Genomic DNA, 12,946 nt, shown 5'->3' with positions numbered 1-12,946 from the left:
CGAAATTTTAGGAGAAACGAATATGAGAAAAATCTCAAAATTAAGTTTAGTAGCAGCTGTTGCAGTTGCTGGTTTTAGTACTGCTAATGCTCAACCATTAGAAGAAGCAATCAAAAATGTAGAAGTATCTGGATCTGTAGTTTATAGATATGATAATTTCCACAATGACAATGATTATTTACAAAATGGAAATTCTGATTCTGGAAAAAACAATTATAAAGTAGGATTAAATTTATCTTCAAAAGTAAATGACTATGTTAAATTTAACTCGAGATTTATAGTAGGTCAAGAAGGTAGCTTAGGTTTTGCTAGTTTAGATGCAAAAGACGATGGTGATACAAGTGTAGATGTTGAGCTATCTCAAGCATACTTTGGATTTACAGCTATTCCAAATACTATAGTAAATGTTGGAAAACAAGGTTTAACTACTCCATATACAGTTGCAACTGATATTAATGGTAATGAGCAAACAGGTACAGGTATCCTTTCTCTAACTACAGTTGGTCCAGTTACAGTAGCTCTTGGAGGATTTAACCAAACTAATTTAGATAAAACTCCAGATGTAAATGGTGGTTTAGGTGTAAAAGGTACTACAGCTCTAATTGATGGAACTGAAAATACTTATGTAGCTGCTTTAATGGGAGATTTAGATTTCGTTAAATTAGAAGCTTGGTATTTAAATTTAGAAGATACATTTGATACATTTACATTAGCTGCTGCAGGTAAATTTGATTTAGCTGAAAATGCAAACATTGGTTTAGAAGCTAGATATGTTCAATTAAACTTTGATGATCAAAGACAAAAAGATTTAGGTTTAGCAGAAGATAAAAACTCTATGTTTAGATTTGCTGTAGATGGTAAAGTATCTATCGTTAATGCTAGAGTTGCATATACTAAAACAGGTAAAGATGGTGGTTTAACGGCACTTGATCAAGATGCTAAAAATACATCTTTAGGTTGGGCTATCTCTTCTAATGGTATAGCGGATGCTGATTATTGGCAAGCTGCTTTAGGTGCTGATATCTTAGATAACCTAAACTTCACAGCTCATTATGGAAACTTAAAAGCTGATGGTTCAAATAAAGGAACTATTAATAATGTTTATTTAGGTGGAATTGATGCTTCTCTTGTTGGTGAAGAAATTAAATTACAAGAAGTTTATGGACAATTAACATACAAAATGTCTAAAAACTTAACTACTTATGTAAGATATGGTAATTATGAGCAAAAAATCGGTGGTGACAAAGCTATTGATCAAGATAGAGGAAGAATCCAAGTTGCTTATACATTCTAATTTTTTTAGAGTATAAAACTTTCTTTCAAAGGTTGGGCTTAGGCTCAACCTTTTTTTAATTAAGAAGTGAGAATTCAGTCCTAATAAATACAAAAATCATATTTCAGATAAACTAAAATATTCTTTATACAATAAATCAAACCTCAACTTCAACAATATCCAAACTATCTTCTTTCAAATAAAACAGATAAGCTTTAACATTATGATTTGTAAAAATATCACTTATAGCTTTTTTATAGTAGCTAACTTGTATTTTATGCTCATCTAAAATCTGTCTTGTTGTTTTATAATCGATAATATAAAAACAATCATCTTTAAAAAGTAATAAATCAAGAATTTTCAGCTCTTCTTTATACATCAAAGCTTGTTCATGCACTATTTTTGAATTTTCTAACAAACTTTGAAAACAACTATTTTCTACTAGATTGTTTACAACTTTTTCTATTTTTATAAAATCCATATCATCTAAATAGTTTGAATATCTAGCTTTTGATAAATTTATAGCATAAAGCATAGAAGAGATAGTAAATTCACTCATCATTTCTAAAACATAGTGAGTTGCAAGTCCAAAATACCTAGCTTTTAAGATCTCATCTTCTTCAACACCTTTTTCATTTACTATCTTTTGCTCTTGTTTTCCCAAATATATAGGAGTATAAGATATTTTTTTTATTTTTCTATCTAAACTCAAAGTTTCACTTTGAGATAAATGCCCTATTTTGCAAACACTTAATCCCAAAATATCAAAAGCCGATGACTTAGCTTTTTTAAATATGATAAGATTGTTTTTTGCCCTTGTAAGTGCTACATAAAGAACATTTTTATCATCATCTAAACTTAAATTTTTCTCTTTTTCTTGTGCTTTTTTGTACTCTAAATCAAAATTCTCATATCCTGATATTTTATAAAAAATATTTTTCAACCCTATATTTTCATAATCAAATAATAAAGAACTTTTATCAAAATTCTTCCTTTTTATCCTATCAAGTACAATTACTGTATGAAACTCCAAACCTTTTGATTTAAAAACAGTTAAAATTTGAAGTCCATTGTCTTGACTATTTTCTATACTTGTTTCAAGTTTATCTATCTCATATACAAAATCAACAATATTGTTATAAATTGTTGCGATATCCATCAGTTTCACAATATTTTCATCTATAATATCAAAATGTTTAGCAAGTTCATACACAATCTGACTCATACTTTTTTGTGATATTTCAAAATCAAACTCAAAAGAAGTTAAAAGTTTTCTTCCTAAAAGAGCATTAAAATTCTCTTTATATATATCTTCACCAAAATATATATATTTTATAGCATTTATCACAGCTTTTACATTTTGTTGATTGATAAGCTTTGAAGTCATATCTGTTTTGATTTTTAGATTTGGAAATTTTTCTTTTAGATAGTAAAAAAGTTCTAGCACATCCCCATTTGTATAACATAAAATCGCAATATCATTTGGATTTATTCCACTATTTATAAGTTCATCTATTTTTAACGATATATTTAAAAATTTATCTTCATTTTGTAGATTTTCATCTTCAATAACTTCTACACAACCATCTTTTCTGATACTTTCTTGTTGTTGATAGTCGTAATTTGGCAAATTAAAAAAAGCACTATTTACAAAATCTATGATATTTTTACAAGAACGATAATTTGTATCTAAATGTTCAAGTTCAATTATAGGATTTGTTTTTAAAACATAATCAAAAAGTTCTCTTTTACCACCACGAAATCTATAAATACTTTGTTTTGGATCTCCAACATAAAAAAATGTTTTAAATTTTGTTTCATCTCCTGATAAAATCTCTTCTATTAAAGGTTTTAAAATCTTGTATTGCAAAATAGAAGTATCTTGAAACTCATCTATCAAAATATGCTGGTAAGTACTATCAAGCCTAAAATATAAAAAATCTCTATTGATTTTTTGATTTAAAAGTTCATAAACTAGATTTGAAATATCATTGAATTCAAAATAGTTTTTTATTTTATTGAAGTTTAATTTATACTCTTTAAACTCCAAATATAGTTTAAAAATTTTATTTAAACTATAAGTTGCTCGTAATTTGTAGTAGTTTTTAAACTCTTCTTTTAAGTTTAAAAACTCTTGATTTATCTCATCATTTGCACACTTTTTAAAATAAGAGTAGTCAAACAAACTATCTTTTTCTATCCAAGTTTTTTCAAATAATTCTTCAAAATTTGTAAAATCTACTGCTTTTATCGCACTATTACTAGCATTTGCACAATTTAAAAAATGCTCTTTTATCTTAAAAGCTTGTTGTAAAACATTTTCTTTTTGTAAATTTATAAAAGAACCATCAATCTCTAAAAGATTTATATGCTCATTTTTTTCTATCAAACTTTTAAAAAGTTCAAAAATTGAGTTAAATTTTTTTCTTTCATAATTTGAAAATTCAACCAAATCTTTAAAACTATTTTCATCTAAAGATTGTAAAAATTTGTAGCTTAAAAGTTCTATATCATCATTTTTTATATCAAAATCATCACTGATCCCTATGTAACCACAAAACTCTCTTAATATTTTATTTACGAATTTATCTATTGTAAAAATAGAGATTGTAGCATTTGAAAAACTTTTTATTAAAAATGATTTTTTACCTAAAATCTCTTCTTTTGAAAATCCAGAAACTCTTATTAATTCCCCTAAATATGCTTCATCAACGCCCAATGTTTGCAAAGTTTTGTATATTCTTTGGCTCATTTCAAGTGCGGCTTTATTTGTAAAAGTAAGTGTTAAAATCTCACTTGCATTTGCACCTTTTAACAATAGGCTAATATATCTTACAGTTAATGCAAAAGTTTTTCCACTTCCAGCACTAGCTTTTAATGCTAAATATCTTTTCATAAATCTATTCTACTATAAATCGTTTTAATTAATAAGCGATTTTTAGATATAATCCGTGCTTTAAAACTTGCAAGGATTGGCAAAATGGCACAAATAAACCAAAAAGTTCAAACTCTAATAGACGCAATTCCATATTTCAAAAAATTTTATGGAAAAACAATAGTTATTAAATATGGTGGTTCAGCACAAACAAGTGATGATTTAAAAGAAAAATTTGCTCAAGACATAGTCTTACTAACTCTTTTAGGAATAAGACCTATCATCGTTCATGGTGGAGGAGCAAGAATAACAGAACTTTTAAAAAAATTAGAAATTCCATCATCTTTTGTAGATGGATACAGAGTTACTTGTCAAGAAAGTATGAGAGTTGTTGAAATGGTTTTAAGTGGAGAAATAAATAAAAATATCTCTTCTTTACTAAATTTTCATGGTTCTAAAGCTATTGGAATTTCTGGAAAAGACTCTGGAATTATCAAAGCTATTCCAAAAGATGGTGGTAAATTTGGCTTTACTGGAGATATCACAGAAGTAAATGGAGAGCTCATCAACAATTTACTAAAAGAAGGATTTATTCCTGTAATTGCACCAATAGCAAATGGAGATGAACCAAATCATCCAGGATTTAACATCAATGCTGATGTTGCAGCTTGTAAAATCGCAATGGCTGTAAAAGCACAAAAAGTAATATTTTTAACAGATACAATCGGAGTTTTAAATAAAAGTGGAGAGTTAATCCAAACTTTAGATAAATCAAATGTTGAAATGTTTAAAAAAGATGGAACAATAGCTGGTGGTATGATACCAAAAGTTGATTCTTGTATTGAAGCAATCTATAATGGCGTAAATAAAGCCCATATAATTGATGGTAGAGTTGAACACTCTATCTTACTTGAATTATTCACAAATGATGGGATTGGAACACAGTTTATAAGAGTTGATAATCCAAATAATGGTATTAATATAGAGAAATTATTAAATAGCTAAGTTTAAAAGCTTAACTCGTTATGCACTTTAGGGTTTTGCTACTTTTAGTAATTTTTTCAAAATTGTGTTAAAAAGTAGTTATTAAATAAAAAGGTTTCCTTTTAAATGGGAACCATTAAAAGGAGAATATATATGAATTTTATTGAAACTAGAGGAAATGATGGAATAAAACCAAAAGAGGTAAGTTTTAGTGAGGCTATACTAAATCCAAGTACATCTTTTGGTGGGCTTTATGTTCCAAAATATTTACCAACACTCAAAGAAAACTTTATTCAAAATCATTTAAACTCAAGCTACAAAGAGTTGGCTTATGATATTTTAAAAGCTTTTGAAATAGATATTGATGAAAGTGAAATAAAAAAAGCTTTAGATTTATATGATAATTTTGACGATATTAACAATCCTTGTCCTGTTGTTAAAGTTAAAGATGACTTATTTGTTCACGAACAATATCACGGTCCAACACGTGCTTTTAAAGATATGGCATTACAACCTTTTGGTTCTATTTTATCTTCAATTGCAAAAAAGAAAGATGAAAAATATCTTATACTTGCTGCAACTTCTGGAGATACAGGACCAGCAGCACTAAATACTTTTAAAAATAAAGAAAATATTCAAGTTGTTTGTCTATATCCAGATGGTGGGACAAGCGATGTTCAAAAACTTCAAATGGTTTGTGAAGATGGAAAAAATTTAAAAGTTTTGGGAATAAAAGGAAATTTTGATGATGCACAAAATGCTCTTAAAAATCTTTTAGCTTCATCATCTTTTAAAACTGAACTAGAAAAAGATAATATAAAATTAAGTGCTGCAAACTCTGTAAACTTCGGAAGAATAATATTTCAAATAATCTATCATTTTTGGTCATATATTCAACTACTTAAACAAAATGAGATTAAAAATGGTGAAAAAATATATTTAGTAGTTCCAAGTGGAAATTTTGGAAATGTTTTAGGAGCTTACTATGCACAAAAAATGAATTTACCACTAGAAAAACTTTTAGTTGCTTCTAATGAGAATAATATTCTTACAGAGTGGATAAACACAGGTATTTATGATATTAGAAAAAAATCTCTAAAATTAACTACTTCTCCAGCTATGGATATACTCAAATCTTCAAATATTGAAAGAGTTATTTTTGACCTATTTGGGGATAAAAGAACAAAAGAACTTATGGAAGATTTAAATAAAAATAGTATTTTTACTTTGAGTAAAGATGAAACAACAAAGTTACAAGAATATTTTAGTGCTACTTTTAGTAATGATACTTTTGGTAACGCTACTATAAAAGAGTTTTTGGATATTGGATACCTAATGGATCCACATACTGCAACTTGCATAAAAGCTTATAATGAACTAAGAAAAAAACCTTTAAAAACTGTAATTTACTCTACAGCTGAATGGACAAAATTTTCTCCAACAGTACTAAATGCTTTAAATGAGAATTCTTTGAAATATGCTGATAAAGAGGCTTTAGAAGAGATTTCATCTAAATACAAAGCAACTTTGCCACAGGCTATTAAAGATTTATTTAGTTCAAAAATCAATCATGATTTAGTAATAAATAAAGAAAATATAGAATCTGAAATTGTTAAATTTATTAGAAAGTCATAAGATTTTCTAATAAATATTATTTACTACTTTTCTACTCATTAATATATTTAAAGATACTTATTTATGACCTAAATCAATATTATTTAAGTAATTTTATAATAAAATCTAGCCTGATTCTAATTTTAAAAAAAGGAAGCCAAATATGTCTAAAGATACAAATAGACGAGATTTTATTGGTTACTCATTTGCTGCTGTGGCTGCAGTTGGTGGTGCCGCGTCTCTTGTTGGTATGAAGCAAGTATGGGATCCACTTCCTAGCGTTCTAGCTGGTGGATTTACAGAAGTTGATTTAAGTGTATTAAAAGCTGGTGAACCAGAAACTTTTACATGGAGAGGGAAACCTATCTTTGTTCTTAAAAAAACATCTGATATGGAAGATAACAAAAGAGATTTAGTTGTTGGTAGTGATAGATATACTGTTGCTATTGGTCTTTGTACACACTTAGGGTGTATTCCAGCTTGGAAAAAAGATCAATGGAAATGTGCATGTCACGGTGGAGAATTTAATGCGAGTGGACAACAAACTTTTGGACCTCCACCAAGACCATTAGATTTACCTCCATTTGAAGTAAAAGGGAATACTATCGTTCTTGGAAATGAAGGACCTGAATATAAACAAATCGCTGATGCGATGATGGCGTAAGGAGGAAGAGATGGCAAAATTTGAAAAAGCTAACTCTGTTGGAGAGTGGTTAGACCAAAGATTAAACTTAACTACGTTTAATAAAGTTATGATGACTGAATACTGGATTCCAAAAGATATTAACTTCTTATGGGCAATGGGTGTACTTTTAGCTACTACATTTGGTATTTTAGTTATTTCTGGACTATTTTTAATGATGTATTATAAGCCAGATGTTGCTTTGGCATTTGATTCAGTTAATTATACAATTATGCAAGAAGTTGCTTTTGGTTGGTTATTTAGACATATGCATGGAGTTGCAGCTTCTGTTGTATTCTTGATTATCTATATTCATATGCTTACAGGAATTTACTATGGTTCTTATAAACAAGGAAGAGAGATGATTTGGATCTCTGGAATGTTATTATTTATGACATTTAGTGCTGCTGGTTTCTCTGGATATATGCTTCCTTGGGGACAAATGTCTTACTGGGCTGCTATGGTTATTACAAATTTATTTGGTGGAGTTCCTGTTATTGGAGATGCTTTAGTTGTATGGATTAGAGGTGATTTTAACGTTGCTGATGCAACATTAACAAGATTCTTTATGTTACACGTATTCTTATTACCAATCACTATTATGGGACTTATTGGTCTACACTTCTATACTTTAAGAATTCCTCACGTAAATAATCAAAGTTCTGAAGAATTAGATTTTGATGCTGAAGCTGAAAAATATTTAAGTGGTAAGAAAAAAGAATCAAAAGTTATTCCTTTCTGGCCTGTATTTATCTCTAAAGATTTAGCAGTTCTTGGAATTTTCTTAATTTTCTATTTCTATTTAGTATTCTTCCATTATAACTTTGCTATGGATCCAGTAAACTTTGATCCTGCTGATTCAATGGTAACACCAGCACATATTTATCCAGAATGGTATTTCTTGTGGTCATATGAAGTATTAAGAGGATTCTTCTTTGATATAGCTGGAATTAAAGCATTTGATATTGGTTTAATGGCATTTGCATTTGCAAATGGTATTTTCTTAGTGTTACCTTGGCTAGATAGAGATCCAAAAATATTACCAGCACATAAAAGACCAGCGTTCTTTATTTGGTTCTGGATATTAATGGCTGATTTAATTGTATTAACTATTTGGGGTAAACTTCCTCCAACGGGTACAAATGCGTGGGTAGGGTTCTTTGCGGCTGTTACATTTATTTTACTGTTCGTTCTACTTCCACTTATCACAAAAATTGATGCAAAAAGAAGGGGAACACTATGAGAGAATTAAAAATATTAGCAGTAGTAGTAGCTTTAACACTTATTACTTACTGGGGAGTTGAGCCATTTGCTCACTCACAAATGCATCCACATGTTTCACCTGCAAATTTTGATTTTGCCGCTGCTGATAAAGAATCAGCAAAAGAAGGTATTGAAAAAGCTCAAAAAGATTTAGCAGATGCTGAAAAAGCTGGAGTAGAAAAAAATATCAATGGTGCTAAAGTAACTTTAGATGAAAAAGTGGAGTTTGAAAAAACTATAAATGCTTTTTGGGCTACAAATGAAGAAGCTATCAAAGCAACTGGTGATATAGCAAATGGTGAAATGTTAGTAACTACAAACTGTACTGCTTGTCATAGTATTGAGTCAAAAGGCTTCCCACAAATTATGGATAATGCAACTGCTGGATCAGCTTATGGAGTAACTCCTCCTGATTTAGGAAGTGCTGGAAAACTTTATACAAAAGAGTATTTAGTTGCGTTCATTAATAATCCTGCACTTGCTTCAAAAACATCGCATAAATTTGTAGATGGTAAAGTTCATCCAATGCCAGGATACGACTGGATGCCAGCACAAGAAGTTGCAGATATGGTTGCATATTTAAAATCTATTGCACCAAATGAAATGACAAATAAAGAGATATTTACTGATGCTTGTCAAAGATGTCACGGTATAAAATATGCTGATATGAAAGATGGTTCAATGTCTGCATTTACAACAAATGCTGATATTAAAAATTATATGGGTAAATTACCTCCTGATTTATCTCAACATATCAGAAGTAGAGGTGTTGATTTCTTACAAACATTTATAAACGACCCGCAAAAACAACTTGAAGGTACAGCTATGCCAAGAGTTGGTTTAAGTCAAGAATCTCAACAACAAGTTATAAACTACTTAGAAGAAGTTGGTGATTCTAAAAAAGCACAAAGAGAAGAGTTAGGACCTAAATTCTTAATTTATCTTGTAGTGTTTGCAATATTTGCATTCTTATGGAAAGCAAGTAGATGGAGAGATGTTCATTAAGAACATCTTTTCGCAATAAAAAAAGGGATAGATTTAATATCTATCCCTTTTTTTATATATAAATTTTACAACTATAAAATAATTTGTGCACCAGCAGAAATTATTGCAGTTTCAGATTTTAAAATTAAATTACTATCAAACCCAACTACAAAATTTTTATTAAAAAGTTCCCTTTCTCTTTTTGAAAATCCACCTTCTGTTCCAATAACCAAAGTTTTTATATCACTTTTTTTATCTCCAATTTTTTGATTTGAGAAATCTAAAAAGTATATATTTTTATTGTTTTTTATAAATTCATCAATATTTTTACAAATATCTAGTTTTATTATACTACTTCTTCCACATTGAGATGATGAATTTATCAATATTTTTTCTAACTTTTCAATATTTACCTTAAAGTTATTTTGAGAAAAATCACTATAAATAAAAGTGATTTTATCAACTCCAATTTCATTTAGAGATGCTATTGTTTTTTCTATTGTTTTTGGATCAACAACACACCAAGCTAAATGTAATTTTCTTAAATTTTCACACTCTTTTTCTTCACTTGATATTAGATTTAAAATAGCTTTTTTTTTATCAACAAAGTTTAATTTATAAAGATAAATATTTTTATCTTTTAAATTTCTAAAATATATCTCATCATCAATTTTATGCCGTCTAGCTTTGATAATATAATTATAAACCTCATCTTTTATCTCTAAAGTTTCATTTCCACTTGAAGGTTCGTAAACAAATTGCATTAAAAAACCTTGCTTATAGCAAAAACAGAGATCAAAACAGCTATTTCAATAAGATATATTTTTTTTGCATAAACATAAAATTTTTCTTGAAGTTCTACATCTGCAACTTTTATAACTCTCATTTTTTTATATCTTTTTATCTCAATTACCAATAAGAATATTGAAGCTGGTATCATTAAAGCAATAGTTAAACTAAAATATTGTGCATAAAAAGCCACAATTGTACCTGTATAAATCACAATTGCATTGCTTAGATGATAAATAGGAGTCATAAATCTTAGTTTTTTTGCCAAAGATATAAAATCTTTTTTTCTAAAAACATAGTATAAATTAAAAAGCATAATTGCTAGAAAAATATATATTGCATAAATGTGTACTGATATTGCATCTTGCATTAAATCCATATTAGTTTATCTCACTTTTAAAAAATTTTGCTATTATATCCAACTTGTCATAAGTTTATAATTTCCAAATTCAATACATTTTTTATGACAAAAGGATTTTTTAATATGAATAACAATTTAAATAAAAAAGCTATAGTAATTTTAAGTGGTGGAATGGATTCAACTTTAAGTTCATACATTGCAAAAACTGATGGCTATGAATTAATAGCTGTACACTTTAATTATGGACAAAGAACACAAAACAAAGAATTAAAAGCTTTTAGAGATATTTGCAAAGAGCTAAATGTTGTCAATAAATATGAAATAGATATTCCATTTTTTACACAAATTGGTGCAAATGCTTTAACTGATTTAAATATAGATGTACCAACAAATGGTTTAGAAGATGGTGTACCTATAACTTATGTTCCTTTTAGAAATGGTATTTTTTTAAGTATTGCTACTGCTGTTGCAGAAAAAGAAGGTGCAACTGCTATGTATATAGGAGTTGTTCAAGAAGATAGTTCAGGTTATCCTGATTGTACTGATAGTTTTATAGGTTCTATTTCTAAAGCTATCAATGAAGGTACAAAAGAGGATACAAAAATAGAAATCATAACTCCTTTAGTACATTTGAGTAAATCTCAAATTGTACAAAAAGCTATTGAGCTTAGTGTTCCACTTGAACTTACTTGGTCATGCTATAAAGAAGAACATGAAGCTTGTGGAGTTTGTGACTCTTGTAGATTAAGATTAAATGGTTTTACACAAGCAAATAGTATAGACCCAATAAAATACAAGGAATTTTAGATGTGGAAAATATCAAAAGAGTTTGATTTTTGTTATGGTCATAGAGTTTGGTCACAAACACTAAATGTTGATTTTTCTCTTGATGCTTGTCTTATGTGTCGCCATCTTCATGGACATCAAGGAAAAGTAATAGTATATCTTGAAGCAACAACACTAAAAGATGGAATGGTTACAGATTTTAAACATCTAAATTGGTTTAAAGCTTTTTTAGATGATATTTTAGACCATAAGTTTATAATAGATATAAATGACCCACTATTTTCAACTATTGTACCAAATATCAAAAAAGAAAATTTAAAAAAATTTGATGATGGTTATTCTTTAGTTGATTTAACTCCTTTTAGAGATGAATTTTTAGAGCTTTATGAGAGCTTTATTATCGTTGATTTTGTTCCAACAAGTGAAAATCTATCAGCTTGGCTTTTAAAAATTGTCCAAAATAAAATGAAAGAGATAAATATCAAAGTTTCTCATATAGAATTTTTGGAAACCCCAAAAAGTAAAAGCACTTTTTATGCTTGAGATAAATGAGATTTTTGGTCCAACAATACAAGGAGAAGGTAAATTTGTAGGATCACCTTCCATATTTATTCGATTTGGTAAGTGTAATTTTTCTTGTGTTGGTTTTGGTGTAGAGTATGAAACTCCAAGTGGAATAAAAAAATGTGCTTGTGATTCGTATTATGCTGTTGATAAAGAGTTTAAAGATAATTGGTATAAATATGAATCACATCTTGATATTATAAATGAAGTGAATAAACTTCTTGAAAATTTTGATTATAAATATAAAATTGATATTGTAATAACTGGAGGAGAACCACTTTTATATTGGAATAAAGTAGAATTTCAAAATCTACTTAGATACTATATAGAAAAAAATCATAAAGTTACTATTGAAACGAATGGTTCTTTAGATATAAACTTTAAAGAAGAATTTCAAAAAAAACTTATATTTTCTATGAGTGTAAAATTAAGTAACTCTTTAGAACCTTTAAAAAAAAGAGTAAATATAGCAACGTTAACAACTGTTTTACAAAATTCTAGTGAATCATATTTGAAATTTGTCATTGGAGATGATTTTTTAACTCAAGCCATAGATGAAATAAATGATATTTTAAAAGATATTCCAAAGTGTGATGTTTATTTAATGCCCTTAGGTGACACTTCAAAACAGATAGATAATAACTCTATAAAAGTTATAAATCTGGCTATAAAATATGGTTTTAAATACTCTGATAGACTCCATATAAGAGTTTGGAATAATAAAAGAGGTGTTTAATATAATATAAATATTGCTATAATCTAGCTTTATTT

Annotated in this window: 12 protein-coding genes; 9 read left to right on the top strand and 3 right to left on the bottom strand. The window is 28.1% G+C overall.

Going from position 1 to position 12,946, the window contains the following annotated elements:
• Positions 1-22 precede the first annotated feature (22 nt).
• Positions 23-1,294 carry a major outer membrane protein gene (locus tag CRU91_RS06995; protein WP_113894507.1) on the top strand — a complete coding sequence of 424 codons (1,272 nt, stop codon included), beginning with the start codon at positions 23-25 and terminating at the stop codon, positions 1,292-1,294.
• Between the two features lie 136 nt (positions 1,295-1,430).
• On the opposite strand, the gene CRU91_RS06990 is transcribed toward CRU91_RS06995, so the two are convergent.
• Positions 1,431-4,169, bottom strand: a complete 2,739-nt coding sequence (locus CRU91_RS06990; RefSeq protein ID WP_113894506.1) for a RecB-like helicase — start codon at positions 4,167-4,169, stop codon at positions 1,431-1,433.
• An 84-nt stretch (positions 4,170-4,253) separates the two neighbouring features.
• Between CRU91_RS06990 and argB the strand changes: the two genes are divergently transcribed.
• The 5 genes from argB to CRU91_RS06965 all read left to right on the top strand — a co-directional run bounded on the left by argB (position 4,254) and on the right by CRU91_RS06965 (position 9,696).
• Positions 4,254-5,153 carry an acetylglutamate kinase gene (argB, locus tag CRU91_RS06985; protein WP_113894505.1) on the top strand — a complete coding sequence of 300 codons (900 nt, stop codon included), beginning with the start codon at positions 4,254-4,256 and terminating at the stop codon, positions 5,151-5,153.
• A 132-nt stretch (positions 5,154-5,285) separates the two neighbouring features.
• Positions 5,286-6,767 (top strand): threonine synthase, encoded by a 1,482-nt coding sequence (thrC, locus tag CRU91_RS06980; protein WP_113894504.1) that lies wholly within the window; start codon positions 5,286-5,288, stop codon positions 6,765-6,767.
• A gap of 142 nt (positions 6,768-6,909) precedes the next feature.
• Positions 6,910-7,410: a Rieske 2Fe-2S domain-containing protein gene (locus tag CRU91_RS06975; RefSeq protein ID WP_113894503.1), complete on the top strand. Its 501-nt coding sequence runs from the start codon at positions 6,910-6,912 to the stop codon at positions 7,408-7,410.
• Positions 7,411-7,420: 10 nt separating this feature from the next.
• Positions 7,421-8,671, top strand: coding sequence for a cytochrome b (locus CRU91_RS06970; protein WP_113894502.1), 1,251 nt, complete (start codon positions 7,421-7,423; stop codon positions 8,669-8,671).
• Positions 8,668-9,696, top strand: coding sequence for a c-type cytochrome (locus CRU91_RS06965; RefSeq protein WP_113894501.1), 1,029 nt, complete (start codon positions 8,668-8,670; stop codon positions 9,694-9,696). The genes CRU91_RS06970 and CRU91_RS06965 overlap by 4 nt, the downstream gene beginning before the upstream one ends.
• Before the next feature lie 71 nt (positions 9,697-9,767).
• Here CRU91_RS06965 and CRU91_RS06960 read toward each other — a convergent pair whose 3' ends face one another.
• Both CRU91_RS06960 and CRU91_RS06955 read right to left on the bottom strand, forming a co-directional pair.
• A complete protein-coding gene (locus CRU91_RS06960) occupies positions 9,768-10,439 on the bottom strand; it encodes a 16S rRNA (uracil(1498)-N(3))-methyltransferase (RefSeq protein ID WP_113894500.1) in 672 nt (223 codons plus the stop codon).
• On the bottom strand, positions 10,439-10,843 hold the full coding sequence (locus CRU91_RS06955) for a hypothetical protein (protein WP_113894499.1): 405 nt from the start codon (positions 10,841-10,843) through the stop codon (positions 10,439-10,441). The genes CRU91_RS06960 and CRU91_RS06955 overlap by 1 nt, the downstream gene beginning before the upstream one ends.
• A gap of 105 nt (positions 10,844-10,948) precedes the next feature.
• Between CRU91_RS06955 and queC the strand changes: the two genes are divergently transcribed.
• From queC to CRU91_RS06940, 3 genes are read left to right on the top strand one after another with little or no spacing between them, the layout of a single operon-like run.
• A complete protein-coding gene (gene queC / locus CRU91_RS06950; protein ID WP_113894498.1) occupies positions 10,949-11,632 on the top strand; it encodes a 7-cyano-7-deazaguanine synthase QueC in 684 nt (227 codons plus the stop codon).
• Positions 11,633-12,154, top strand: coding sequence for a 6-carboxytetrahydropterin synthase (locus tag CRU91_RS06945; protein WP_113894497.1), 522 nt, complete (start codon positions 11,633-11,635; stop codon positions 12,152-12,154). It begins immediately after the preceding gene.
• Positions 12,147-12,911, top strand: coding sequence for a 7-carboxy-7-deazaguanine synthase QueE (locus CRU91_RS06940; protein ID WP_113894496.1), 765 nt, complete (start codon positions 12,147-12,149; stop codon positions 12,909-12,911). The genes CRU91_RS06945 and CRU91_RS06940 overlap by 8 nt, the downstream gene beginning before the upstream one ends.
• The last annotated feature ends 35 nt before the right edge of the window (positions 12,912-12,946 follow it).

It is taken from the genome of Aliarcobacter vitoriensis (assembly GCF_003316695.1).
GTDB lineage: Bacteria > Campylobacterota > Campylobacteria > Campylobacterales > Arcobacteraceae > Aliarcobacter > Aliarcobacter vitoriensis.
This window is presented reverse-complemented; position numbering and strand designations above follow the sequence as displayed.

Excerpts from the sequence above, each read along its gene's own strand:
- CRU91_RS06995 (WP_113894507.1), top strand. The coding sequence starts at position 23 with ATGAGAAAAATCTCAAAATTAAGTTTAGTAGCAGCTGTTGCAGTTGCT.
- CRU91_RS06990 (WP_113894506.1), bottom strand. The coding sequence starts at position 4,169 with ATGAAAAGATATTTAGCATTAAAAGCTAGTGCTGGAAGTGGAAAAACT.
- argB (WP_113894505.1), top strand. The coding sequence starts at position 4,254 with ATGGCACAAATAAACCAAAAAGTTCAAACTCTAATAGACGCAATTCCA.
- thrC (WP_113894504.1), top strand. The coding sequence starts at position 5,286 with ATGAATTTTATTGAAACTAGAGGAAATGATGGAATAAAACCAAAAGAG.
- CRU91_RS06975 (WP_113894503.1), top strand. The coding sequence starts at position 6,910 with ATGTCTAAAGATACAAATAGACGAGATTTTATTGGTTACTCATTTGCT.
- CRU91_RS06970 (WP_113894502.1), top strand. The coding sequence starts at position 7,421 with ATGGCAAAATTTGAAAAAGCTAACTCTGTTGGAGAGTGGTTAGACCAA.
- CRU91_RS06965 (WP_113894501.1), top strand. The coding sequence starts at position 8,668 with ATGAGAGAATTAAAAATATTAGCAGTAGTAGTAGCTTTAACACTTATT.
- CRU91_RS06960 (WP_113894500.1), bottom strand. The coding sequence starts at position 10,439 with ATGCAATTTGTTTACGAACCTTCAAGTGGAAATGAAACTTTAGAGATA.
- CRU91_RS06955 (WP_113894499.1), bottom strand. The coding sequence starts at position 10,843 with ATGGATTTAATGCAAGATGCAATATCAGTACACATTTATGCAATATAT.
- queC (WP_113894498.1), top strand. The coding sequence starts at position 10,949 with ATGAATAACAATTTAAATAAAAAAGCTATAGTAATTTTAAGTGGTGGA.
- CRU91_RS06945 (WP_113894497.1), top strand. The coding sequence starts at position 11,633 with ATGTGGAAAATATCAAAAGAGTTTGATTTTTGTTATGGTCATAGAGTT.
- CRU91_RS06940 (WP_113894496.1), top strand. The coding sequence starts at position 12,147 with ATGCTTGAGATAAATGAGATTTTTGGTCCAACAATACAAGGAGAAGGT.